Below are 24,341 nucleotides of genomic sequence, written 5' to 3' on the forward strand. Positions count from 1 at the left end.
GCTTTCTTACCGGCTTGGTTACTCGCTGTCTTCTGTCTCGTGGGCCAGCAACAAGGGATTGACTGTGGTAGCACCATAGCCTTTCTCATTGAGCTGACTGTCGAGCATCAGGGTCGCCAAATCATCGGCGGCCACATCCATCAGCGGCGCCTTTTCGAGGAACATCATCTTGGTATAACCATGACAAGCCTCGCAGCTTTCGATGCGAACATTGGCCTGATAGTCGTCCAGAGACCAGAGGTTCATCTCCTTGTCATGCCCGCAGCAAGTGCAGTGGGCACGTATGTAGTGCCACTCGCTCTCACACAGGCTGCAATGCAGATAACGCAAACCGGCTCTGGGTTCATCGACTATCACGCTGGCAACCGGATGGCTGCCACAGACCGGACACAGGCTCTGCTGTTCGACCCTGCGCTGATCCATGCGCTGAATAACTGCCGGCGCCCAATGAGACCAATAAAGCCCCATAGCTGCCCACAGAAACAGACTGAACCTGGCGGGCACTGCACTCAGGTTGCCCTGACGCAGCGCCTGCCCCCAGGCACTCAATTGCTCGGGTGCCTGTTGCATCAAAAGACGCAGCACCCGGGCGACCGACTCATCCACCTGCGGCAGGAGTTCACTGAGCAACTGCTGCAGTAAGCTCTGCCAATAGCTGTCGGCGCTGGGACCCAAGTCGGTGAGGGGCTCGCCCTCGGACTTGTCCCAGGCTGGAGGAAGACCGAAGTCTTCCTTCGCCGCCAGTTTGGCCTGTACAGCGACCAAACGGCGACACAGCTCCAGGTAATCAGCCAGCGGCGAGTCCTTGGCCAACACTTCCAAACGCTTGGCTCTGCGCAGATAGACGCTGGCAGGGTCGGCGGCTTTCAGTGGTTTGAGCTCCAGCGGCGACTCGCTGCCGGGGGCCAGGGGTATCTCGGCTGTATGACTCATTTAATGTTTCTCCGCTTCCGAATCTTCTTCCAGCATTCTGGGGTGGTGCTTACGGCACCAGGCCTTGGAGACCTTGCCGTAGAGCATGCCCGCGACCGAACCTTCTACCCAGGTCGCCATCCAGAAGTGCACCATCACGAAAATCAACATGATGAGGGCACAGACGGCGTGCAGCAGAATGGCCCAGCCCACGGTAGTGGCTGAGAAGTAAGGTGCAAAATAGGGCTGCCACATGATGAAGCCGGTGACAGTCAGTACGATAGATGTCACCACAAACGCACGGAACAGCACCTTTTGCCCAGGGTTGTAATGGCCGATAGGCGGGATCTTGTCCTCGTTCTCAAACATCACATCCTTAATGGCCAGCATCCATTTCAGGTCGTTCTTCTCCCACTTGTTGTGATGGTAGTAACGCACCAACATCAGCATCAGCGGCAGACACATAAACAACCCGGCAATGGGGTGGATGAAGCGCGCCAATTGAGGCGTGCCTGCAATACCACCCAACCACTGGAAGGAAGGATAAAAGAACGAAAAACCGGTCAGGAAAGTGACTAAACCTGCCGCCACAATAAACCAGTGGCAGATACGGTCGAACAGCTTATGACGCACTATCATCTCTTGCTTGTGATGCTCGCTCATTTGCCGTCCTCCTCTTTCTGAGCCGCTTGCTGATCGTCTTCAGGCGGCTGATAACCGGGTTGATCCTCTTCGACTATGTTGCGGCCAACGGTGATCTTGTGCAGACAAGCCACAGCGGCGGTTGCCAGGATCCCAACTGTACCCAGAGGCTTGACCCAGTCCTGCCACAGAGTGACAGACAGTGGGATCTGCGGATCTGCCGGCATGTTGTAGCTTTCAGGCTGAGTGACATCGTGCAATATCATCATCATCCCTGTGCCACCCACACCCTCTGGGTTGTACAGCCCGGCCTTGGCAAAGCCGCGTTCCTTGAGTTCGGCCACCCGCTTGTCGGCATAGAACAACATGTCTTCACGGGTACCGAAACGCAGTGCGCCTGTAGTACAGGTCTTGACACAGGAAGGCTCCAGCCCGACCGCCAGACGGTCGGAACACATGGTGCACTTGTAGGCCTTGTTGTCCTTGGGGTCGATTTTGGGGATATCGAACGGACAAGCGCTGGCGCAATAACCGCAACCGATACACTTGTCTGAATCGAAGTCCACCACCCCATTGACATGCTGCACAATGGCGCCTGCGGTCGAACACGCCTTGAGACAGGCGGGATCGGCACAGTGCATACAAGCAGAGTGAGTGAACTGCCAGCGCAGCTTATTGCGCTCGTCCATCACCTCGTTGTACTCCATCAGGGTCCAGACCTGGCCTGAGAGTTTCATCGGGTTTTGATAACTTCCCTCGAAACTGCCCACTTCTTCACGCAGATCGTTCCATTCGGAGCACGCCACCTGACAGGCCTTACAGCCGTTACACTTGGTCGCATCAAACAGTTTTGCGACCTGCTTGACGTCACCAATCCGAGTTTGCGATGCCGGCGTTGCCGCTGAGGTGCCGGAGCGTCGAATAATATCTTGTGTTGCCATTATCAGACCTCCGCCTTCTCAACGTTCACCAGGAATGCTTTGTACTCAGGAACACCCGTGTTGGCATCACCCATTTCGGTAGTCAGCACGTTACAGCTATAAGCCTTCTTGGTGAGGGCGTTATGGCTACCGTGACGTGGAATACCCAGAGTGTGTACCGTTTGACCATTGACTTGCAGTGGCCGCAAACGCTTGGTCACCAAGGCTTTGGTAAGAATGTGGCCACGCTTGGAGCTCACTTTCACCCAGTCGCCATTCTTGATGCCTTTTTCCGCCGCCAACTGCTCGTTCATTTCCACAAAGGTCTCTGGCATGGAGATCGCCGCCAAACGGCAGTGAGTCGTCCAGAAGTTAAAGTGTTCTGTGAGCGAGTAAGTAGTACAGGCGTATGGGAACTCGTCTTTGGTGCCTATGGTTTCTTTCACACCCTCAAACCAACGCAGCACTGGACTGTGCACCACTTTCGGATGCAATGGGTTGGTCCCGATTGGTGATTCCACCGGCTCATAGTGTTCAGGGAACGGCCCTTCTTTCAGCAGCTTCAGCGCGAACAAACGGCCCGCCCCTTCCGGCTGCATGATGAATGGGTGTGCACTGTCCTGTGGATTGAGCTTGGCGTTGAAGTCAGGCACGTCTATGCCTTCCCACTTGCCATCTTTCCACTCGACTATGGTGCGGTTTGGATCCCATGGCTTACCGTTGACATCACAAGAGGCTCGGTTGTAGAGCACCCGACGGTTGGCAGGCCAAGCAAATGCCCATCCCGGGGTAATCCCCTTGCCGGATGGATCGTGATTGTCACGACGCGCCATCTGGTTGCCTTGCTCGGTCCAGGAACCGGCATAGATCCAACAGGCACAGGCGGTGCTGCCATCGGCCTTGAGTTCAGTAAAGCTGCTCAGTTGACGGCCGGTGTTAACATCGTATCCGTTCAACTCTTTGGTCAGCTCAACAGAGCTCGGGTTATGGGCATCTGTGTATTCCCAGTTAACCGCAGCCACAGGCTCAGGCAGTTTACCGCCCTCTTCGCGATACAGCTTTTTCAGCTCCAGCAGGATGCCGGCAACGATTTCCGAGTCGGCCATGGCTTCGCCGGGAGCATTGGCGCCTTTATAGTGCCACTGCATCCAGCGACCCGAGTTGACGATGGAACCTTCTTCCTCGGCAAAACAGGTTGTGGGCAGACGGAACACTTCCGTTTGGATACTGGCGGTATCGACTTCGTTGAAGCCGGGTTCGTTTTGCCAGAAGGTTGCGGTTTCAGATGACAAGTTGTCCAGCACGACCAAGTACTTGAGCTTGCTCAGCGCCTTGAGGTTCTTGTTACGGTTGGGCATAGAGTTAATTGCGTTAACCCCTTGCACGATACAACCGTTGATCTGACCGCGATACATCATGTCGAGGTAGCGGCCAAAGTCATACATCTGATCCCATTTCGGCAACCAGTCGTAACCGAAGTCGTTTTCAGGGGTCGCGTTATCGCCCCAGAACGCTTTCAGCAAAGAGACATAGAACTTGGGATAGTTTTGCCAGTAGTTGGTTTGACCCGGACGCAAAGGCTTGGGCGTATGCGCTGCCAGGTGAGCGGCCAAAGTGGGTTCATTGTCGTTGGGCAGTTTAACGTAGCCCGGCAGACTCTGCGCCAGCAGACCCATATCGGTTGAGCCCTGAACGTTGGCGTGACCACGCAAGGCGTTAACCCCACCACCCAACTGACCAATATTGCCCAGCAGCAACTGCACCATGGCCATGGTACGAATATTCTGCGCACCCTTACTATGGTGAGTCCAACCCAGGGCATACATAAAGGTCGCAACCCTGTCTTTGGTATAAGTGCTGCCAATCGCCTCACAGACCACCTGGTAGTCATCTACCGGCGTCCCTGTGATGTTGCTGACAGTGGCAAAGTCGTAACGTTCTACGTGCTCTTTCAGCAGGTTCCATACACAACGTGGGTGCTCAAGGGATTCATCCACCTTGGCATAGCCGTCTTCGTCGAGTTGATAGAACCAGGATTCTTTGTTGTAGTCGCCCTTCTCTTCATCGAAACCGGAGAACAGACCTTCGTGGAATTCAAAGTCTTCCCGCACCAGATAGCTGGCGTTGGTATAGGCCTTCACATAGTCGAAGTTGATCTGGTTAGTGGAGATCAGATAGCGGATCACACCCAGCAAGAAGGCAATATCTGTGCCTGAGCGGATAGGAGCATAGTGATCGGCCAAAGCGGCACTACGGTTGAAGCGAGGGTCAACCACAATCAATTTGGCATTGTTATGTTGCATAGCTTCTGTAACCCAGCCGAAACCGACAGGGTGCGCTTCTGCAGCATTACCGCCCATAATTATCACTACATTAGAGTTCTTGATGTCGATCCAATGGTTAGTCATGGCACCGCGCCCAAATGTTGGAGCAAGACTTGCTACCGTTGGGGAGTGTCAGTTACGTGCAATGGTATCGATGGCGACTAGGCCGAGAGAACGAGCAAACTTCTGAGTCGCAAGACCACTCTCGTTCGCCATACCGGATGAAGTCATCATCCCTGTGGTCAACCAACGGTTGACTGTAACGCCATTGGCGTTTTTCTCAATCAGGTTGGCATCACGGTCGTCTTTCATCAAACGGGCAATACGCTTGTAAGCTTCGCCCCAGCTGATGCGCTTCCATTCATTGGTGCCCGGAGCGCGATACTCAGGGTACTGCAGACGGTGCGGACTGTTGACATAGTCCACCAGGCCTGCGCCTTTAGGGCAGAGCGCCCCGCGGTTTACCGGATGATCGGCATCACCTTCAATATGAAAAATGGCATGTTCAGAGTTTTTGCCACCGCTGCCTTGACTATACATAAGCAAGCCACAACCCACCGAGCAATACGGGCAGTTGTTGCGGGTCTCTTTAGCTCTGAGTAGTTTGAATTCCCGAACTGCGGCATAAGCCTTCTCGGACAACAACCCCAGCGCAGATATGGCTGAAGTTGCCGCCCCGGCAGCGCACAGTTTGAAAAACTGACGTCTGTTCATAGCGTCCTCACACTCTTGTCGTTATGAGTTTTGATTGGGGTCGCAACCCTTGGCTGCGACCTGCCAAGTGCAGTCGAACCAAAGACCACACTCTGTGTAAGATTATCCTTAAAGAAACTCAGGATAACAAATAATGACACGAGACAGAGATCACAAAGGAATAGCTATGACAAATTGAACCACAAAAATAGAATCAAGCAGAACAAAAAGCCAACAAACAAACCATAAGCAGTTTATAAAACCAAAATGAACAAAAAACACACTAAAAGACATTTTGTCCAAATATATAGGTAAATTTTGTCCCAACAGCGAAAAAGGCAGGATAAAGCACCATTAACTGAGGCTCAATCGACGGGAAATAGAAAAGGGTTGCGCTAAAAAAGCCGGCAACAAGCGCAAGGGGAAATAACAGAACGCAGGAATATAACAGATAAAACAAAGTATTACATCAGTAACACTTTCACACTATCTGCAATGGACAGCCGGGGAAACAGAATAACCGTCATCAAGTCAAATTGACCCACTGCCCGAAAAACGCCCACCACCAAGGCAGGGCACAAACAGATTACAAATGTAAAGATTGCCAATTTCAGCTGAAAAATATCCCACGGCTATGGGGCTAGAGGGAACTTTTCGGGCGAAAGATGCCGCGATAAATTCCCGCCAGCTTCACATCAAACGAGCGCTTGCAATGGTAGAGCCTGTTCTACCGCATCGATAAAGGCCCGGATCAGTGCCGACTCTCGGCGGCGCTGCGTATAGAGCGCGTAGAAAGTGGCGCTCTTGAGCCTGTATTCGGGCAATACGGTTTGCAGCTTTCCCTGTTTCAGACTGGGCTCGGCCAGATACCTGGGCAATCTGGCTATCCCAAACCCATGACAAACCGCGGCATGGATAGCTTTCTTGTTGTTGAACACCAAAGAGCCCCGAACCTCAAGCTGCTGTTGGCCTGCTGAATGTTCAAAACACCAAAGCTCATTTCGGCTGTTACCCTGCGCCAAAGTGACCAACTCATGCTGCAACAAGTCGCCGGGTTGAGCCGGAGCAAGGCGTGATGCCAAGTAAGCCGGTGCAGCGCAGAGAACCGACTCGTCCTGCCCCAGTTCCCTGGCAATATAGGGCTCAGACGAGAGCCGGGTGCTGCGAAAAGCGATATGAAACCCATCTTGCAGCAGGTCTACCGCTCGATTGGAAAACTCGGCCACTATGCTTACCTGCGGATGCTTGGCCTTGAAGCCGAGCAGCACGGGAGTCAACACCAGCTCGCCCCAAAGTTCCGGGGCCGTAATCCTCAGTTCGCCGGCCAGTTCATGCCTGCGCTGACTGAGGCTATCGAGCAGCTGCTCATTGAGCTCGAGGATCCGCTCGGCCTGTTGAAAATACAGCTCACCGTCATAGGTCAACGTCAGGCTGCGAGTTGTGCGGTGCAACAACCGGGTTTGCAGTCGCTGTTCCAGAAAGTGAATATCCTTGGAAACTTTACCGGCAGTGATTTGTAGCTGGCGGGCGGCGGCCGCAAAGGAACCCAGACGGACAATCAGGGTAAAAAGCCGCATCAGATAAAGGTTGTCCAGCTTATGATGATCCATTGTTGTTCCACTCAAGTGCCAATTCATTCCCACCAGGAACGAATACATTTCCTGAATGACAGATTATTTCCCATAGCGACAGATGTACAGTAGAGGCATAGATTGGACACAAAAGGAAAAGTGAGATGTCAGCTTCACTGGAACACGAGTTCCTCTTTGGCAACGCCGGCGTGAGCCTTAAAAACCGTGCGGTATTGGCGCCATTGACCCACAATATGAGCGCAGCCAATGGCGACCCATCCCAAGCCGAGTTGCGGTGGCTACAGCTCTGTATCCAAGGGGGCTTTGGCATGCTGATAACCGCTGCCACCCAGGTTTTGCCCGGCGGACGTTGCTGGTCTGGACAACCGGCCCTGATGACTGAGACGCAGCAGCAATCCTGGCTCCCCTTGGCCCGCTCTGCCGAAGCCAACCAAGCCAAGGTGTTGGTACAGTTGCACCATGGTGGCCTGCGGGCACTCCCCGAGTTAAATGCAGAAGGCCCCAAAGGCCCCTCAGCGATAGCACAGGGAACAAGATATCCAAGTGGTGTAGCACAGCTGCAGGATGAGGAAATCCGGCAGCTTATTCAAGCTTTTATCAACTCTGCCGAGCGGGCTTATGCCGCGGGACTGCACGGTGTGGAGCTGCATGCTGCCCACCATTTCCTGCTGTGTAATTTTCTTAACCCAGAGGTGAATCGGCGCGAGGATATTTGGGGCGGCAGCAGCCGCAATCGCGCCAGGATCATCATAGAGATTATTCGCGGTATCCGGCAGCGTCTGCCGCGCTCATTTTTGATTGGTGTGCGCCTGTCTCCCGAGAGCTACGCCAATGTGAGCGGCATCCGCCTGGCCAACCAACTGGAAGTCGCCAACCTGCTGGCCGAAGAGGCGCTCGACTATTTGCACTTTTCCATGGGGAACAGCTTCAAACAAGCCAATGAAGACAAACAGGCAGGCCCGTTGCTGATACAGATTCGCCGAGGCTATCATGGCAATGTCCCTTTAATGTTTGCCGGAGCTATCACAGATATCCACACCGCCGAACGGGCATTCAACCTGGGTGCCGAACTGGTTGCCATCGGCTCTGCGGCCATAGGCAACCCGGATTGGCTCAAGCGCAGTCTTTCCGGAGCACCTCTTAAGCAAGCGCCATTCAGCCGTGAGCATCTATTAAAACTGGGCTTCACCGAACAGGCGCTGGAATATTTGACGAAGCTCCCGGTACTGACAGAGCAAGCCAGGGAAAACTAGCTCCAACAAAAAAGCCACTACGGTTGCAGTGGCTTTTTGAGGTATCAAGCACAAGTGCCTATATCTAGCATACCTCAGAACGGGATATCATCATCCCAGCCGTCATCCAGATCCGGCGTGTAGTTCTGCTGTTGTGGCTGAGGCTGTGGTGCCGGCCGCTGTTGCGGAGCTGCCTGTTGTTGCGGCGCTGGCTGCTGTGGCTTGGGCGCATAACCTGAGTTCTGCTGCTGACCATAGCTTTGCTGCTGCGGCGCGTTGTACTGCTGTTGTGGCTGCTGCGGTTGCTGAGCAGGCTTGGGCTGATAGCCGCCGGACTGCTGTGGCGCATTGTATTGAGATTGAGACTGTGCCTGACCACCACCGTAACTACCTTGGCTTTGGTTCATACCACCTTGGTTCATACCACCTTGATTGCCGCCTTGGCTCATACCGCCTTGGTTTTGGTTACGGCCACCCAGCATCTGCATGGTACCGCCCATATCAACAACCACTTCAGTGGTGTACTTGTCCTGACCGCTCTGATCTTTCCACTTGCGGGTCTGCAGCTTGCCTTCCAGATACACTTGCGAGCCTTTGCGCAGATATTCACCGGCAATTTCAGCCAGCTTGCCGAACATGACAACCCTGTGCCACTCGGTACGCTCTTGCTGTTGGCCCTGTTGGTCCTTCCATGACTCACTGGTGGCCACTGTGATATTCGCTACGGCGTTGCCGTTTGGCATGTAGCGCACCTCTGGGTCCTGTCCCAGATTGCCCACCAGAATTACCTTATTAACACCACGACTGGCCATCGAAATCTCCTGCGATTTTCACGTAATACTTAGCTTAATTGACAGAGCCTAACACAGCTCTGGCTTGTCTTAAATCGAATTGATCGTTCACCTTGAGGTAGGCGACTTTTTCTTCCAAAACCACTATGGCTTCGGCAACCCCTTGCAGTGCAGACAGCTCGGCGGCCATCTTCTGCGCATGCTCGCGGCCATTCACCTGGGCCTCCAGAGTGTAACTCTTGAGCAGCACTGGATTTTTCATTCCCAGGGTCAATGCCAGCCAGATAATTAACAGCACGACCGCCACGGTAAACACTCCGGCGGCGCCCATGATTTGATAGGCGCCCCCACCGAGCAAACCGCCACAGAAGGCACCGAGAAACTGACTGGTGGAATACACCCCCATGGCCGAACCTTTGGCACCCACGGGACAAAATTTGGCGATCAGGCTGGGCAGCGAGGCTTCCAAGTAGTTAAAGCCGGTAAAGAAGGCCACTATGGCTACCGCCAGCACCCAAAGACTATGGGAAAACAGCGCCATCGCCAGCAAGGCAGCCAACATGATCAGCAGGGCCAACTGGAACATGCCCTTGGTATTATTGCGCTTCACGCCGATGATGATCAGCGGCACCATCAAAAAGAAAGCGCCGACAAAGGCCGGGAAGTACAGCATCCAGTGCTTTTCTTTGGCAAGGCCGGCGTCCACCAAGTCCAGCGGCAATGCCACGAATACCGCCGTCAGTACCAAATGCAGAATAAAAATACCGGCATCGAGGCGAAACAACTGCGGATCTTTAAGCATATTTTTCAGCTTGCCCGGTTCCGCCATGGTATCGCCCTTGGGCGCATGAGCCACAGGGTTGGGTACCAGCAGCTGCACTATCAGCATACCCAGCAGCGCCAAGCCAGCCGTCAGGGCAAACAAGCCAGATAGCCCAAGATGCTGTGCCACCACAGGCCCCACCAGCAGCGACAAGGCAAAGGAGAAACCTATGCACATGCCTATGATGGCCATCACCTTGGTGCGTTGCTCATCCCGGGTGAGATCTGCCGCCAATGCCAGCACGGCGGCGGCGATGGCCCCCATACCCTGCAAGGCGCGGCCGGCGACAACGCCATAAATGCTGTCGGACATAGCCGCCAGGACACTGCCGAGGGCAAACACCAACAGGCCACCGAGGATCACCGGCTTGCGGCCAATTCTGTCTGACAGTATCCCCATGGGGATCTGCAGTATCGCTTGAGTCAGACCATAGGCGCCGATGGCAATACCCACCCACAGAGGTGAGAAGCCTTTGAGATCTTGTCCATAGAGCGCGAAGACAGGCATGATCATGAACAAGCCCATCATGCGCAGCCCAAATACACTGGCTAATGAGAACGCGACTTTTCTTTCTGTGCCGGAAAGTCCACCGTTGGCCATAGTTTTGCCCTGGATTAAGAATTTTTTAAGGGAGCGCATGTTACCACGAAGGTTTTGAACAGCTCAAAGAGAAAAACCCAAGTCGCCCTCAGCCCACGGCTGAAGGCTTGCTACTGACAGTAAGGTGTCAGTAGGACAAATGCGCCGCCGCTATCGGCACAGCGCAAAATATGTGATACTTGTGCTCTTTTTCTCCAGTGATTAGCCAAAGTAGAGACTGATGGACAAGATAGACATTCGCGGTGCCAGAACCCACAATCTCAAGAACATCAATCTGACCATTCCCCGAGATAAACTCATTGTTATTACAGGCTTATCTGGTTCGGGTAAATCTTCTCTCGCCTTCGATACCCTCTACGCCGAAGGTCAGCGGCGCTATGTGGAATCCCTGTCGGCCTATGCCCGCCAATTTTTGAGCCTGATGGAAAAACCGGATGTGGATCATATCGAAGGCCTGAGCCCGGCGATCTCGATTGAACAGAAGTCCACTTCCCACAACCCTCGTTCTACCGTGGGAACCATTACCGAAATCTACGACTATCTCAGATTACTGTTTGCCCGTGTGGGCGAGCCTCGTTGCCCGGTTCACGGCCAGCCGCTGGCGGCACAAACCGTCAGCCAGATGGTAGACAAGGTGCTGGAACGCCCCGAAGGCGAGCGCCTGATGCTGTTGGCTCCCGTAGTGCAGGGCCGCAAGGGTGAGCATGTCAAATTACTGGAGAACCTGGCGGCCCAGGGCTATATTCGCGCCCGTATCGATGGCGAGGTGTGCGATCTGTCCGACCCTCCGGCGCTGGATCTGCACGTAAAACACAATATCGATGTGGTGGTTGATCGCTTCAAGGTGCGCGAGGATCTGCAGCAGCGGCTGGCGGAATCTTTCGAAACCGCACTGGAGCTTTCCGGCGGTGTGGCCACTGTGGCCAGCATGGAGGAAGGCAGCAATGAAGAGTTGCTGTTCTCCGCCAACTTCGCCTGCCCTCACTGTGGTTACTCCATGGCCGAGTTGGAACCCAGGCTGTTTTCTTTCAACAACCCCGCGGGTGCCTGCCCGACCTGTGACGGCCTCGGGGTGCAACAGTTTTTCGATCCCGATCGGGTGATCACCAACGATGAGCTGTCGCTGGCCGGCGGCGCCATTCGTGGCTGGGACAGACGCAACTTCTACTATTTCCAGATGCTCACCTCACTGGCCGAGCACTACGGCTTCGATGTGGAAACACCCTTTGGCGATCTCCCCGCCAAAGTGAAGAAGATAGTGCTCTATGGCTCAGGCAAAGAGAATGTCGCCTTCCGTTATATCAACGACCGCGGCGATGTAGTGGTTCGCAACCATCCATTCGAGGGGATCCTCAACAACATGGACAGACGCTACCGGGAGACAGAGTCCAACTCGGTGCGGGAAGAACTGGCCAAATATATCAGCAACCAGGCCTGTTCCAGCTGTGGCGGCTCACGCCTGCGCGAAGAGGCCCGCAACGTGTTTATCGGCAATATCAACCTGCCGGAGTTGACCACCTGGTCCATTGGCGAGGCCAGCGACTACTTCGCCACCCTGGGCTTTGAGGGGCAAAAGGCACAGATAGCCGAGAAGATCCTCAAGGAAGTGGGCGATCGCCTGGGTTTCTTGGTCAATGTCGGCCTCAACTACCTGAGTTTGTCTCGTTCGGCAGAAACCCTTTCAGGTGGCGAGGCGCAGCGGATCCGCCTGGCCAGCCAAATCGGCGCCGGTCTGGTTGGGGTGATGTATGTACTCGATGAGCCTTCGATTGGTTTGCATCAGCGCGACAACGAGCGCCTGCTCAACACCCTCACTCACCTGCGGGATTTGGGCAACACTGTGATAGTGGTCGAACACGATGAAGACGCCATTCGCATGGCGGATCATATTATCGATATCGGCCCCGGTGCCGGGGTTCATGGCGGTGAAGTGATCTGTGACGGTGACATCAACGCCATCATGGCCTGTGAAGAGTCTGTCACCGGCCAATATATGTCCGGCAAGAGAAAGATCACTGTGGCCGGAGGTCGGGTGCCCTGCGATCCCGGCAAGATGATCAAACTGTTCGGTGCCAGTGGCAACAACCTCAAGCAGGTGGATCTGGAGATCCCTGTCGGGCTGCTGACCTGTGTCACCGGGGTATCCGGCTCGGGTAAATCCACCCTGATCAACGACACCTTCTTCAAGATTGCCCATCGCATGCTCAACGGCGCCACCGCCGAAGAGCCGGCGCCCTATGAGCGTATCGAGGGCATGGAGCTATGCGACAAGGTGGTGGATATAGATCAGAGCCCCATAGGCCGCACGCCGCGCTCTAACCCGGCCACCTATACCGGCATATTTACCCCGATCCGCGAGCTATTTTCGGCGACTCAGGAATCCCGTACCCGCGGCTATCAGCCGGGGCGTTTCTCCTTCAACGTCAAGGGCGGCCGCTGTGAGGCCTGTCAGGGTGACGGCCTTATTAAGGTAGAGATGCACTTCCTGCCGGATGTGTACGTGCCTTGCGATGTCTGTAAGGGCAAGCGCTACAACCGTGAAACGCTGGAAGTGAAGTACAAGGGCAAGAACATTCACGAAGTGCTGCAGATGACGGTCGAGGAAGCCCGTGTGTTCTTCGATGCGGTGCCGGCCATTGCCCGTAAACTGCAAACCCTGATGGATGTCGGTCTGTCTTATATACGTTTGGGCCAGAGCGCCACGACCCTTTCCGGCGGCGAGGCTCAGCGGGTCAAACTGGCTAAAGAGCTATCGAAGCGGGATACCGGCAAGACCCTCTATATTCTGGATGAACCCACCACAGGGCTGCACTTTGCCGATATCCAGCTGCTGCTGGATGTACTGCACAGACTCAAGTCCCAGGGCAACACCATAGTGGTAATTGAACACAATCTGGATGTGATCAAAACCGCTGACTGGATAGTGGATCTGGGGCCGGAAGGCGGTTCGGGTGGCGGCACCATTCTGGTGGCCGGTACTCCGGAGCAGGTAGCCGAGCATCCAGAGTCCCATACCGCCCGCTTCCTTAAACCTATGCTGTGAGGTGACTGTGACAGGCAACAGACTGCTGTTATTGGCCCTGGTTATCTGTATGGCGGGTTTATTGCTGGCAGCTTTTGATCCCTTGGTGGGCAACTGCAAACGCTATTTGGGTGAAGTAGTGCATTCCGGTCCGGACGGCACTACGGTTGCCCTGCCCGATGGCCGCACGGCGCTGGTTGAACCCAGTGCCCTGCCTCCGGCGACTCTGGTCACCATAGGCGCCAAGCGTCATTTGGTGTCGGGTATTGAGGTGTTCAAGCTCAAGGGCCGAGCGGAAACTGAGACACCTTCCGCCAGCCGCGGTGGCAACACCCCACCGCCCGGCTATCAGGGCGGCATGGCACAACTCGCCAAATAAGCAGGCAAAGCCGTCTTGGGGAATGGTATAAACTGCAACATAGCTTGAGTTGATTGCCGTTGCCGGAGGCAGGATGCCGATGACACTCTTTATCCGCCCGCAGATGTGGGCACTCTCTATTCGCTCTCCGCTGTGGGCACTCCTATTGATATTGCCGGCGCTTGCTGCCGGCTGCAGCAGCTCGCCCGAACGCTGCGGCGCTGAGATTCAGCTGAGCTGGGCCGAGACGAAGCAGTTGCAACAGGATGTCGAAGTGCTGGCCTCGCCCAGGTTGCAAGGTCGGCGCAGCGGCACCCAAGGGGCGGCGCTCAGCCGTGAGTACCTCACGGAGCGCTTTGAACAGATCGGCCTGCAGCCGCTCACTTCGGTATTTCCGCCCCTGGCCGAGACTCTGAGCGGCTTTCAACACTCATTCAACTATGTCGATGGCTTTGCCGACGCTCGGGGCATCAACCTGCTGGGCTGGCTGCCGGCTGCCCAGCCGACCACTGAGTGGCGCCTGCTGATTGCCCACTATGATCATCTGGGCGATCGCGGCCCGGGCTTTTATCCGGGAGCCGACGACAACGCCTCTGGCGTGGCGGCCTTGTTGGCCATAGCCCGAAGAGTCAAACAAGCGCCCAGTCGCTACAACCTGCTGTTTATTGCCAGTGACGCCGAAGAGCCGGGACTCTATGGCAGCAAGGCCTTGGTGAGCGCATTACAGCAGAGCGGTTTTGCCGAGCACATCTCGCTGGCGGTCAATCTGGACATGATAGGCAGGCCCGGGCTTCCTTATGCCATCTACCTCGAAGGCAGCCGCTATTTCCGCCACTATGATAACTTCAGCGCCGCACTGATGGCGGGCACAGGGCTGTGCATTCGCCCCAGTCATCCGCGCCCTATTGGTCGCAGCGTGCAGCGTACCGATTGGCTCAGGGCCTCGGATCATTATCCCTTCCACCAGGCTGGGATCCCCTGGCTCTATTTCGGCGTTCCCGCCCATGCCCAGTACCATACCCGTGACGACACGGCAGACAGACTGGATTATCCTTTCATCGGCGCCGTGGCCGAGGCGGCGGAACAGTTGCTGCGACTGCCAACTAAGCAGTTACAAAACCGATAGTTGGCCTACTATTTGCTTTAAATTTGCCATAAAAATTCCTTTAGCCGTGGAAAGAAGCAGATTTCGCTGTTATAATCTGGCGTTTTCGGTGCGGGAAATCGACACGGGGTTGATTTTCTGTCTGTGAAACTTTCTGCGTCATCCGGACGCGTCCACAAGGCTACAACCCATGTCATCCAGTGAAAAAACTTTCCGAGAACTCGGCCTCTCCGAGGCGTTGCTGCGTGCTCTAGATGAGCTCGGCTACGAGAACCCGACCCCAATTCAAGCTGCGAGTATCGCCCCCCTGATGGCGGGCCAGGATATTCTCGGCCAGGCACAGACAGGTACGGGTAAAACCGGCGCCTTCGCTCTGCCTCTGCTTAATGCAACAGACCATAACCTCAACGCACCGCAAATTCTGGTGCTGGCACCAACCCGCGAACTGGCGGTACAGGTAGCTGAAGCTTTCTCAAGCTATGCCAAATTCATGAAAGGTTTCCATGTACTGCCTATCTATGGCGGTCAAAGCATGCACCAACAGCTGCAGGCGCTGCGTCGCGGCCCTCAGGTAGTAGTTGGTACTCCTGGCCGGGTCATGGACCATATGCGCCGTGGCACCCTCAAGCTCGATAGCCTCAAGGCTCTGGTGCTGGATGAAGCCGATGAAATGCTGAAAATGGGCTTTATCGACGATATCGAGTGGATCTTGGATCATACTCCGGCCGAGCGTCAGCTGGCACTGTTCTCTGCCACCATGCCTGAGCAGATCAAGCGGGTTGCCAACAAGCACCTGAACAACCCTGCCACCATCAGCATTGCCGCCAGCCACACCACGGTTGACTCCATCGAGCAGCGTTTTGTACAGGTGTCTCAGCACAACAAACTGGAAGCCCTGGTACGTGTGCTCGAAGTGGAAAACACCGAAGGTATCATCATCTTTGTGCGTACCCGTAACTCCTGTGTGGAACTGGCCGAAAAGCTGGAAGCCCGCGGTTACGCCTCATCACCACTGCACGGTGATATGAACCAACAGGCCCGTGAGCGCGCCGTGGATCAACTCAAGTCCGGTAAGCTGGACATTTTGATTGCCACCGACGTTGCCGCCCGTGGTTTGGACGTTGAGCGTATCGGTCACGTAGTCAACTATGACATCCCTTACGATACCGAAGCCTATGTACACCGTATCGGTCGTACCGGCCGCGCCGGTCGTACCGGGATGGCGATTCTGTTTGTGACCCACAGAGAGATGCGCATGCTGCGCACCATTGAGCGTGCCACCAACAGCCGTATTTCCCCGATGAAGGTCCCAAGCCCTGAGACTGTGGCCGAGCGCCGTCTGTCACGCCTGGGCGAACAGGTTGCTGCCATCATAGCCAACGAAGAGCTGGACTTTATGAAAGGCGCCGTGGCTCAGTTGTGTCAGCAGTTGGAAGTGGACACAGATATTCTGGCGGCAGCACTGCTGCACCAGGTACAGCAAGAGCGTCCGCTGCAGTTGCCTCCGATCCAGGAGCGTCAGCGTGACAGCCGTGATGAGCGCAGCGGCTCACGCGACGATCGTGGTTCACGGGAAGAGCGTGGTTCGCGCCGTCGTGACTCTCGTCCGGTTCCCGGCGATCTCGGCAAGGCCGATTCCCTGAAGGACAACCCGGATCTGCAGATGTGCCGTTACGTGCTGGATGTGGGTCGTGAACACGGTGTAGGTGTAGGCAATATCGTTGGTGCCATCGCCAATGAAGCCAGCATAGACAGCCGTTACATAGGCCAGATCCAGTTGTTCGATACCCTGACCACAGTCGATCTGCCCGCCGGCATGCCTAAAGACGTACTGGCACACCTGAAGAAAGTACGGGTATGTGGCAAACCTATCAATATCCGTGAAGCCGGCAGCCAGAGCTTCGAAGGTGAACAGCGCCCGGCTCGTCGCCCTCGCAAACACTCTGGAGAGCGCCGTCCGGATCGTAAGCCCCGTCGTCGTGACGACCGCGGCTGATATCCGCCAATGAAAAACCACCCTCAAGGGTGGTTTTTTGTATCGGCTTCACTGTTAACAACAAAACATCAGCCGGATGCGGCTTCAACCCGGTTACGCCCCAATGTTTTGGCGCGATAAAGGGCCTCATCGGCTTGGGCAAACAGCTCTGATGGGGCATGATTCTGGTTTGGCAGGTGGCAGGCAACTCCCAGACTCATACTTACCACAGCCGCCGCGTCAGAGTCTTTATGTTCTATCCCCAGCGCCAGCAGCGCCTCAATAAACCCTTGTAGCAAGTGTTTGACCTGAGCTTCATTCTTACCCGGAAACAGCGCCGCCAACTCCTCACCGCCTATCCTGGCCGCGACCAGAGCACCATGAGACAAGAGATAGCGCCGCCACAACGCCCCAACCTGCTGCAGGCAACGATCCCCCTGCTGATGACCATATCTGTCGTTGTAACGCTTGAAAAAATCGATATCGCCAATCACCAGTGAGAAAGGCTCCCCTTCCTGCATGCTATGGAGCCAGTAATACTGGAATCTATCATCGAAATGGCGGCGATTGGACAGGCCTGTCAAATGATCCTGCTGCGACTGTTTCGCCAGTTGGGCATTGTATTCCTTGAGGCGACTGGCCTCTGAGTGGCTGGCATTGAGCTCGCGGATAAGCTGATCCCGGCTTACGTAAAGGAGTTTGCGAATAGTGAGTGGCGTGCGGATAAAGGCGCGCAAATTATTGCGAAACAGCCAATAAAACAGCAGTAAAGGCAAGCTGAAAGAGATGGCCAGCACCAGCTTTCCGCGCAGATTACTGATTATTTTTTCGACTAACTCAGGCTCCAGCCCAACAAGGATCAAGGGAAACACTACCCCATCGAGACAAAGCACCAGAATAAACACCAAGGTGTAGACTCCGGTCACGGCGGCCAAGGTCTTGAGCCATTTCTTGAGCCAGATAAACAGCTGCATCATCAGCAGAAATTGCAGGGCTATCATGGTACCGCCCAGCAACATCACCCACAACGAAACCCGAAACAGATCCGGGTTCAGATTGTTGAAGTTGACCATACTCGGGCTTTCCAGCACCCATAACAGGAACTCGAAACCGCAAAAGACAAATAGATTGACCGAGATCAGCAACCTGAGCAGATAGTGAAACACATACTCGCGCCGTTCAGTGATCAACAGCATGACGGCCGTCATCATAAAGGCACCGTAAGCCATGCTGCCACCGGAAAGTGTCAGGCCATCGGCCAGGGGAAAGGCGTATACGCCGCCCAATACCCCACCAATGAGCAGAATAATGGACAAGTAGCTATATAGACCTACCCTGCGCACCATGGGCGGCAAAGTTGCCAGATACAGCGGAGGAATCGAGAAGAGGAGGAGGTTGGCCAAATACGCCAAATACACTGAATTCACGCTGATTTGCAGTTCCTTGCCCATTACGCTGAGGTCATTGTAGTTGACCTAGGTTAACATGCCTAACTTTTTGGAACAGTGGATTTTTCCTGCTTTAACTCCTGCAGGCAACGACTACAGATACAGCTATGGCGTGGGATATTCCGCAGCGCCAACTCCAGGTAGCTGAAGTCAGCCTGCATGCACCAGCAAAGCGCAGGATCTGTACCTGCCGCCATGGCGCATTGATTGGCTTGCCTGCAGACGGGGCACAGGGCGGCAGACTTATCTGTCATAAGGCCTCCCTGTCAGCGGGATGATTGATGCCATCCATCACGGGAGCATCCTTGAAGGCAAAGGGATCCAACTCGTCGATGCACCCCAGATTAATGCCGTACTCTTGTGGGTTTGAGCGCCTTTGATGGTGAGTATAGATACCGCAGCGACTACAGAAATAGTGTTTGGCGGCATGGGTATTGAACTGATAACAGCTGAGCAGCTCTGCGCCGCTCACCAGCTTGAGATTGGCCAAGGACACAGAGGCTACCGGCGCGCCGCGGCGGCGACACATGGAGCAATCACAACGGCGAACATTGTTGACTCCCTCGGGAAAAGTGAGCGCCAACCGAACCCCGCCACAATGGCAACGGGCAATATAGTGAGTCTGAGTCATGACAATCCCTGTAGTCCTGTTTTATCGGGCAAGCTTATGCTGAAAATTCAAGCAAAACGGCATACGGCTTATTTCATCTTGCCCCAGGGAAAAAACCTTGCCAATAGACAGAAGCTGAACTGCCAAGCTAAATAATTCTCCATTCAGACATTCATTCTATGCTTATCCTCCTACCAATGGGTAAGCATTTCACCCGATATTGTTGCAGTAAATTGCCACTATTCCAGATGCCATAATGGAACGTTCGGCTTCGAGTTCCTGAAGCTGAAGTTCTCAAATCCATGCCTGAACCGATAATGTTGATAATGGTTGCTCTATTGATAATAGCGCTATCAGGCGGCTTATCGCCCCTATGGCACCGAGGATTTGTCATCAACGCCGAGGGGGTGCCAACGAATGTTTCTGATAGCGAACAAATAGCATACTATCGGAGCGAAACAACCAATCTCATTGATTAGCTGAGCTTTTAATTTATTTTTAAGGAAGCATTTTTCGCTCATAACCCTATGGATCCCATGCCACAAAGTAGGTAGACTGGCCCCGGTTTACCTCCTTGGAAACAAACCAAGGGATATGATTTGGGGGCGTAAATCGGTTGCTTGAGTGGCCAGTACGCGCTCTCCTCAACTTATAGAGAAGGAAATAATGGGTTTACAAGAAAAGCAATGGAAGCGCTCTATCGAAGAGCAGTATGTGGTTGAGTTCAAGCAGGACATAAAGAGCATTCTGGATGCCGACCTGGACGTAACCTTTGACTGGGATAGCTTCGACAGCGCCAAAGAGATCATGTACGTGCCCACCTATGCACTGGATCGTGTCAAATCCGCGTTCAGAGAACTCGCCAACGACCAGGACGCCAAGGAAGAGATTGTTGCGCAGATCAAGACCCTGCATATCAAGAACATCAACGACAATGCCGAAGAAGCCAAGAACATGCGTATCGGCGATGGCGTTTTCGCACTCGAAGTCGGTTTCGGCGGCAACCACGCCTGTGTCTTTAACGACACAGCTATCCGCCAGTACCTGGAAAATAATCTCTGATCATCTAAGCAGAGTATAATGCCTGGGCTCATCTCCGCTTGAGCCCATCAGTATCAAAGGCCGGTCATCCCCCTGAGACCGGCCTTTCTATTTCTTTCTATACCCTCCCGGCTATTCAATGCCTGTCCCCTCGGCGGTCTATAGCCAGCAGAGCCGCAATCCCTACTCCTTGCAGTCAGGTATAAAAAAGCGCGCCTATGGGCGCGCTGAATAGATTAAGGGGCTCTGAGCTTACTGCTTCTTGGGGAAGACTGGATAAGCCTCTTTGCCCAGCAAGATACCCTTTACTTCTTTACCATAGTAACCGGCATGCTTGTGATACTTGCCTTGGGTTTCCTCGAGCTTTCCTTTGAAGCGGGGATCCTGAGGACGCTCATGGGAGTTGATATAGGCAGCCACATCCCAGGCTTGCTGAGTGGTTAGCTGCATACTCTTGCCCAGTGGCATATTCTCGTGAATAAAGAAGGCAGCCGTGTTAACCCTGTGCATTCCGGCGCCCCAGTTAAAGCTCTGAGGCCCCCAAAGAGGTGGCAAGGCATATACACCGGCTATCGCCTGACCTTGGCCATCGGCACCATGACATGCCTGACAATGGGCCTGATAAACCTGCTCACCACGGGCAGGGTCATAGGCCTGCTCAGGTTTGGGGATTGAAGGGTAACCCCGGCCCGGCAGATTGGCGCGTTGCTCTACCGTCAATTGCTGCTTAATGGCTTCAGGAATAGGGAAGTCTTCCCGTTTGCCGCCCTTGATAAGCTCGGCATCGGCCAGTTCAGGCACTTCGCCGTTGACGCCGTATTGATCCATCAAGCCACCGACCCCAAGCCAATAGGCATAGGCAGACAAGGCCACCAACTCAGGGCTGCCGCTCTTTGGCGCCTTGCCGTTCATTGAATAGGTAAAACAGCCCTGAATACGCTCTTCGAAGCTGTTGACCTTATCATTCTTCTTCCGATAAGCAGGATAAGCAAAATAGGCACCCCAGATAGGAGAAGCGTTGGGCTTACGGCCGGCATCCATGTGGCAGTTGACACAGTTCAGCTCATTGCCGACGTATTTATCGCGCAGTTGCTGAGTATTGACGAACAGCTGATAGCCCTTGCGCACCTTGTCACCAAAGGCACCGGCCGGAATGGTATCCAGCGGTCTGGGGATAAGATACTCCTGTCCCTCCACCTTGGGAGAAGAAGGCAATTGCGCCTGGCGATCGGGAAGATTCTCGGCCTGGGCCTGAGCTGTCATTGCGGCCACAGCACCCATGATAAACAGAGTAGATTTTTTCATGCTGCGTCCTTACTTGAGATTGGCAAAATAACTGGCGATGGCGTCGATTTCGGCGCTGCTGAGCTGTTTGGCAACATGCTCCATCATGCCATCGACATCACCTTTACGGCTGCCATCCTGCCAGGCGTGCAGTTGAGTCTTGATGTAGCTGGCTTGCTGACCGGCAAGCCTTGGAAAAGTGCCGCCACCCAGGCCTGACGGGCCATGGCATGTTACACAGGCGGGTAGGTTCCGGGTCCAATCGCCCTGGTACACCAGTTTTTCAGTCGGATCGGCAAATACCACTTGCTCACCTCTGAGCTTGGGTTTGACCTCGGCGACGCTCTGGGCAGAGAAGTAATCCGCCACCTGGCCGATAACCTCATCCCCCTGCAGAGTCATGGCCATGGGCATCATAGTGGCGTTTTGGCGGGTTCCCGCCTGGAACAGCTTGATCTGTTGTTGAATATATTGGCTGGAAAGTCCGGCGAGCCTTGGGCCCAGCGGCTCTACGCCCTGTCCCTGAGGGCCGTGGCAACTGCCACAAAGCGCGGCCTGTGGTGGCATAGCCGGTTGTGCTGCCATGGCTGTCCCTATGGACTGAGCCAACAGCAGCAGGCCACCTGCGGCGAGCGTGATTGATTTCATCTGTTATCCCCCATTATGAGTAAGGGCTATAGCATAGATCCAAATCACATATATGAGAAGTTTGCGATAAATATCAAAAAACCAGGGTAACCGGGCACAATCCAGATGCCATAAGGTTTGCAGCTCAAATAAATCCCAGGCTTTGAAATATTTGCTTACGATTTGAGTTTTATAAAAAACCCTTTTCTAACAATGTATTGGATAACGATTCTCGTTTAGAGGTAATTAATCTCCAAAGCGGGTCGCCTCAAAACTATTGAGAAAATGATGTAACAGGTAACAGGCCAGTAAAGTACCGACTATGGCCACCAGAATGCTGCTCACCCGATACAGGGCACTGAAGATCAGATCATTCCCCGGAGTCAGGTATTGGCCGAACAGTATTCCCAAAGTGGTCATGGCACCAAAGCCCACCGCCGAGCCGCTGGCCTCTTTGACATGGGCTTGGGCAAACAACAGGGTACCAAACCAGAGCATGGGTACGACCAACAAAAGCACACCGGACCAATCATACAGAAACAGCTGCACCGCCATCCCGTATACCACCCCGAGTACAGTGCCCATTGCCCGTTTGCGGGCGTAGTCGAGAGCCCCATTCCAATGCATGGGGAACAGCAACAGTAAGGTAGTTGCCTGAGCCGACATGGAGTCGCGCAGATCAAAAGCCTGGAATATCAGAAAGGACAGGGTTGCAACACTGGCCCCCATCAGCGCTTCATGGCGCATTCTGTGGGGCTGCTTGGGCCCGGGCACATAAGCGCTGCGAGGTTCAACATCCGGGATCAACACTGTCATCAAATAAGCTATCAACACAGACAGTACACTGGCCCAAAAGTTACCGAAGATGAGATCGTTAAGATCGGTATCCGGATAGCTGGCAAAATGCAGCATGATGCTGAGGCTGATCACCCCATTGGCACCAAATAGAAACAGAGCGCCACGGGACATACAGGCAAAGCGATACAGAAACAGTACGAAGACAATCAAGGTCATCAGTGCCGGATGGCTGCCAAGCAAACCGCCTATGATGCCAACCTCAATCCCACAGATGGCCGCAGCGGCCAGCAACTGACGCGCCGCATGGCCGTTCATAACAGGTACCAGTCCCAGCAACAACATGGGGGTGACAGTGTAAAACACCCCGTAATTCCAATTCATCAGCTTACAGATCAGAAAGCCCAGGCTGGCGCCAGTGGCTATGCGCAGGCACTGGCGCAGCTCATTCTGAGTCAAGGGGTGGTGACGCAGGATCATCGGCCACCTCAATAGATGTAGTGCAGCAGGCTGATTGCCTTGATCTGCAGCTTGGCCATGAAACGGTAGAAACTATTGTCCGGCAGTAGTTGTACCGTAGCACGGGAGCCGGCGGCCAACATGGGGTGTTCTTCACCCAGGAGTTCAAAGTGCAAACGCAGACGCTGGGCATCCCGCACCCAACGATCCGACTCGGTCGGTGTCGCCAACATGCCATTGGCGTCGAATTGTCCGGCGCTGACACCAGCATCGCGGCTGCTGACCCTGGCGGGGTAGAGTCTGCCTGGCTCGGCATCGAACGCCACCCAGGCTTCAGTGCCCGGTTCGACTCCCCTGAGGGTTTTCTCGCGAAAATCGGCAATGATGTCCAGCTGTTCCGACACCAGGGCTAATACAGGTTGGCCCTTGTTGGCCATGCTGCCACTGGCCAGTTGCAGATTGGTCACTATGCCTTCGTTTTCTGCCAGCACCTTGGTGTAACTCAGATCCAATTCCGCCTGAGCCAAACGGCTGCGGGCCTGGCGCAACTTGAGATTCTCTGTCCCGGCTGTTCCCCGGGAAACCTTGAGTTTGGCCAACTGCGCCTTGGAGGCTGCCAACTTGGCTAGCGCCGAACTGGCATCGGTATCTGCCTGATCCTTGAGTTGGCGTGACACACCATTGCTGGAATAGAGTGCATCCAGGCGCCTGGCCTCACGTTGTTTCTGTTGCAACATGGCCTCATTGGCGCTGACATCGGCTCTGGCAGCCTCTATGGCGGCATCCAGCTCAGCGTTATCCTGCATCGCTTGCTCCAGCGCCAATTTGGCTTGCTCAAGCGCGAGCTCAAAGGGGGCCGGATCTATGGCGAAGAGCAACTGACCGGCCTCTACATGTTGATTGTTGGCCACGGCCACAGATTGCACCGGGCCGCTCACTTGAGGAGCTATCTTGACCACAGTGCGGGTCGCCATAGCCTGCGGCGTCAGTGGCATCTCCAGATCCGCCAACATGAAATAGGCAAAGACCAGCACAAAGCCTGCCATGGAAATTTTAACAAGTCTGGCAAATTGTTGATCTGGCGTCAT

Annotated in this window: 20 protein-coding genes; 6 read left to right on the top strand and 14 right to left on the bottom strand. The window is 54.5% G+C overall.

The features are described from left to right. Nucleotides 1-18 precede the first annotated feature (18 nt). The 5 genes from fdhE to HCX89_RS18005 form a co-directional block, all read right to left on the bottom strand. Nucleotides 19-933 carry a formate dehydrogenase accessory protein FdhE gene (gene fdhE, locus HCX89_RS17985; protein ID WP_028780622.1) on the bottom strand — a complete coding sequence of 305 codons (915 nt, stop codon included), beginning with the start codon at nucleotides 931-933 and terminating at the stop codon, nucleotides 19-21. Further along, on the bottom strand, nucleotides 934-1,575 hold the full coding sequence (locus HCX89_RS17990) for a formate dehydrogenase subunit gamma (protein ID WP_025887980.1): 642 nt from the start codon (nucleotides 1,573-1,575) through the stop codon (nucleotides 934-936). After that, on the bottom strand, nucleotides 1,572-2,495 hold the full coding sequence (gene fdxH / locus HCX89_RS17995) for a formate dehydrogenase subunit beta (RefSeq protein ID WP_167716902.1): 924 nt from the start codon (nucleotides 2,493-2,495) through the stop codon (nucleotides 1,572-1,574). Before fdxH ends, HCX89_RS17990 begins: the two co-directional genes overlap by 4 nt. A gap of 2 nt (nucleotides 2,496-2,497) precedes the next feature. Continuing rightward, nucleotides 2,498-5,512, bottom strand: a complete 3,015-nt coding sequence (gene fdnG, locus HCX89_RS18000) for a formate dehydrogenase-N subunit alpha (protein WP_144406797.1) — start codon at nucleotides 5,510-5,512, stop codon at nucleotides 2,498-2,500. A 674-nt stretch (nucleotides 5,513-6,186) separates the two neighbouring features. Further along, nucleotides 6,187-7,101, bottom strand: coding sequence for a LysR family transcriptional regulator (locus HCX89_RS18005; protein ID WP_045283427.1), 915 nt, complete (start codon nucleotides 7,099-7,101; stop codon nucleotides 6,187-6,189). Nucleotides 7,102-7,226: 125 nt separating this feature from the next. Here HCX89_RS18005 and HCX89_RS18010 point away from each other — a divergent pair, with 125 nt between their 5' ends. Beyond that, on the top strand, nucleotides 7,227-8,336 hold the full coding sequence (locus HCX89_RS18010) for a HisA/HisF-related TIM barrel protein (protein ID WP_167716903.1): 1,110 nt from the start codon (nucleotides 7,227-7,229) through the stop codon (nucleotides 8,334-8,336). Between the two features lie 74 nt (nucleotides 8,337-8,410). On the opposite strand, the gene ssb is transcribed toward HCX89_RS18010, so the two are convergent. After that, nucleotides 8,411-9,127 carry a single-stranded DNA-binding protein gene (ssb, locus tag HCX89_RS18015; RefSeq protein WP_044735256.1) on the bottom strand — a complete coding sequence of 239 codons (717 nt, stop codon included), beginning with the start codon at nucleotides 9,125-9,127 and terminating at the stop codon, nucleotides 8,411-8,413. Between the two features lie 34 nt (nucleotides 9,128-9,161). Then, nucleotides 9,162-10,529: an MFS transporter gene (locus HCX89_RS18020; protein WP_025010184.1), complete on the bottom strand. Its 1,368-nt coding sequence runs from the start codon at nucleotides 10,527-10,529 to the stop codon at nucleotides 9,162-9,164. 220 nt (nucleotides 10,530-10,749) lie between these two features. Here HCX89_RS18020 and uvrA point away from each other — a divergent pair, with 220 nt between their 5' ends. The 4 genes from uvrA to HCX89_RS18040 all read left to right on the top strand — a co-directional run bounded on the left by uvrA (nucleotide 10,750) and on the right by HCX89_RS18040 (nucleotide 17,010). Next, complete coding sequence (uvrA, locus tag HCX89_RS18025; protein ID WP_167716905.1) at nucleotides 10,750-13,572, top strand: excinuclease ABC subunit UvrA; 2,823 nt, start codon at nucleotides 10,750-10,752, stop codon at nucleotides 13,570-13,572. 7 nt (nucleotides 13,573-13,579) lie between these two features. Beyond that, complete coding sequence (locus HCX89_RS18030; protein WP_129586019.1) at nucleotides 13,580-13,930, top strand: hypothetical protein; 351 nt, start codon at nucleotides 13,580-13,582, stop codon at nucleotides 13,928-13,930. A 73-nt stretch (nucleotides 13,931-14,003) separates the two neighbouring features. Then, nucleotides 14,004-15,035: a M20/M25/M40 family metallo-hydrolase gene (locus HCX89_RS18035; RefSeq protein ID WP_254428405.1), complete on the top strand. Its 1,032-nt coding sequence runs from the start codon at nucleotides 14,004-14,006 to the stop codon at nucleotides 15,033-15,035. Between the two features lie 169 nt (nucleotides 15,036-15,204). Then, entirely contained in the window at nucleotides 15,205-17,010 is a 1,806-nt protein-coding gene (locus HCX89_RS18040) for a DEAD/DEAH box helicase (RefSeq protein ID WP_037475015.1), read from the top strand. A 68-nt stretch (nucleotides 17,011-17,078) separates the two neighbouring features. On the opposite strand, the gene HCX89_RS18045 is transcribed toward HCX89_RS18040, so the two are convergent. The 3 genes from HCX89_RS18045 to HCX89_RS18055 all read right to left on the bottom strand — a co-directional run bounded on the left by HCX89_RS18045 (nucleotide 17,079) and on the right by HCX89_RS18055 (nucleotide 19,068). Further along, nucleotides 17,079-18,416 (bottom strand): sensor domain-containing diguanylate cyclase, encoded by a 1,338-nt coding sequence (locus HCX89_RS18045; protein ID WP_167716907.1) that lies wholly within the window; start codon nucleotides 18,414-18,416, stop codon nucleotides 17,079-17,081. A gap of 62 nt (nucleotides 18,417-18,478) precedes the next feature. After that, nucleotides 18,479-18,691, bottom strand: coding sequence for a cysteine-rich CWC family protein (locus HCX89_RS18050; protein ID WP_081737167.1), 213 nt, complete (start codon nucleotides 18,689-18,691; stop codon nucleotides 18,479-18,481). Next, nucleotides 18,688-19,068 carry a GFA family protein gene (locus HCX89_RS18055; RefSeq protein WP_145839145.1) on the bottom strand — a complete coding sequence of 127 codons (381 nt, stop codon included), beginning with the start codon at nucleotides 19,066-19,068 and terminating at the stop codon, nucleotides 18,688-18,690. Before HCX89_RS18055 ends, HCX89_RS18050 begins: the two co-directional genes overlap by 4 nt. 645 nt (nucleotides 19,069-19,713) lie before the next feature. Here HCX89_RS18055 and HCX89_RS18060 point away from each other — a divergent pair. Continuing rightward, entirely contained in the window at nucleotides 19,714-20,109 is a 396-nt protein-coding gene (locus HCX89_RS18060; protein WP_025010187.1) for a hypothetical protein, read from the top strand. 231 nt (nucleotides 20,110-20,340) lie between these two features. On the opposite strand, the gene HCX89_RS18065 is transcribed toward HCX89_RS18060, so the two are convergent. The 4 genes from HCX89_RS18065 to HCX89_RS18080 all read right to left on the bottom strand — a co-directional run bounded on the left by HCX89_RS18065 (nucleotide 20,341) and on the right by HCX89_RS18080 (nucleotide 24,341). Then, nucleotides 20,341-21,393, bottom strand: coding sequence for a c-type cytochrome (locus HCX89_RS18065; RefSeq protein WP_107110432.1), 1,053 nt, complete (start codon nucleotides 21,391-21,393; stop codon nucleotides 20,341-20,343). A gap of 9 nt (nucleotides 21,394-21,402) precedes the next feature. Further along, entirely contained in the window at nucleotides 21,403-21,957 is a 555-nt protein-coding gene (locus HCX89_RS18070) for a c-type cytochrome (RefSeq protein WP_231473586.1), read from the bottom strand. A 288-nt stretch (nucleotides 21,958-22,245) separates the two neighbouring features. Further along, entirely contained in the window at nucleotides 22,246-23,274 is a 1,029-nt protein-coding gene (locus HCX89_RS18075) for a DUF2955 domain-containing protein (protein ID WP_167716909.1), read from the bottom strand. A gap of 8 nt (nucleotides 23,275-23,282) precedes the next feature. Next, nucleotides 23,283-24,341: an HlyD family secretion protein gene (locus HCX89_RS18080; RefSeq protein ID WP_167716911.1), complete on the bottom strand. Its 1,059-nt coding sequence runs from the start codon at nucleotides 24,339-24,341 to the stop codon at nucleotides 23,283-23,285.

Origin of the sequence: Shewanella sp. Iso12 (genome assembly GCF_012030025.1) — a bacterium.
In the GTDB taxonomy this organism is placed as follows: Bacteria; Pseudomonadota; Gammaproteobacteria; order Enterobacterales; family Shewanellaceae; genus Shewanella; species Shewanella algae.

What these genes read in the sequence shown, in the direction of transcription:
- fdhE (WP_028780622.1), bottom strand. Translation starts at nt 933, where the DNA reads ATGAGTCATACAGCCGAGATACCCCTGGCCCCCGGCAGCGAGTCGCCG.
- HCX89_RS17990 (WP_025887980.1), bottom strand. Translation starts at nt 1,575, where the DNA reads ATGAGCGAGCATCACAAGCAAGAGATGATAGTGCGTCATAAGCTGTTC.
- fdxH (WP_167716902.1), bottom strand. Translation starts at nt 2,495, where the DNA reads ATGGCAACACAAGATATTATTCGACGCTCCGGCACCTCAGCGGCAACG.
- HCX89_RS18005 (WP_045283427.1), bottom strand. Translation starts at nt 7,101, where the DNA reads ATGGATCATCATAAGCTGGACAACCTTTATCTGATGCGGCTTTTTACC.
- HCX89_RS18010 (WP_167716903.1), top strand. Translation starts at nt 7,227, where the DNA reads ATGTCAGCTTCACTGGAACACGAGTTCCTCTTTGGCAACGCCGGCGTG.
- ssb (WP_044735256.1), bottom strand. Translation starts at nt 9,127, where the DNA reads ATGGCCAGTCGTGGTGTTAATAAGGTAATTCTGGTGGGCAATCTGGGA.
- HCX89_RS18020 (WP_025010184.1), bottom strand. Translation starts at nt 10,529, where the DNA reads ATGGCCAACGGTGGACTTTCCGGCACAGAAAGAAAAGTCGCGTTCTCA.
- uvrA (WP_167716905.1), top strand. Translation starts at nt 10,750, where the DNA reads ATGGACAAGATAGACATTCGCGGTGCCAGAACCCACAATCTCAAGAAC.
- HCX89_RS18035 (WP_254428405.1), top strand. Translation starts at nt 14,004, where the DNA reads ATGCCGATGACACTCTTTATCCGCCCGCAGATGTGGGCACTCTCTATT.
- HCX89_RS18040 (WP_037475015.1), top strand. Translation starts at nt 15,205, where the DNA reads ATGTCATCCAGTGAAAAAACTTTCCGAGAACTCGGCCTCTCCGAGGCG.
- HCX89_RS18050 (WP_081737167.1), bottom strand. Translation starts at nt 18,691, where the DNA reads ATGACAGATAAGTCTGCCGCCCTGTGCCCCGTCTGCAGGCAAGCCAAT.
- HCX89_RS18055 (WP_145839145.1), bottom strand. Translation starts at nt 19,068, where the DNA reads ATGACTCAGACTCACTATATTGCCCGTTGCCATTGTGGCGGGGTTCGG.
- HCX89_RS18060 (WP_025010187.1), top strand. Translation starts at nt 19,714, where the DNA reads ATGGGTTTACAAGAAAAGCAATGGAAGCGCTCTATCGAAGAGCAGTAT.
- HCX89_RS18065 (WP_107110432.1), bottom strand. Translation starts at nt 21,393, where the DNA reads ATGAAAAAATCTACTCTGTTTATCATGGGTGCTGTGGCCGCAATGACA.
- HCX89_RS18070 (WP_231473586.1), bottom strand. Translation starts at nt 21,957, where the DNA reads ATGGCAGCACAACCGGCTATGCCACCACAGGCCGCGCTTTGTGGCAGT.
- HCX89_RS18075 (WP_167716909.1), bottom strand. Translation starts at nt 23,274, where the DNA reads ATGATCCTGCGTCACCACCCCTTGACTCAGAATGAGCTGCGCCAGTGC.
- HCX89_RS18080 (WP_167716911.1), bottom strand. Translation starts at nt 24,341, where the DNA reads ATGACGCCAGATCAACAATTTGCCAGACTTGTTAAAATTTCCATGGCA.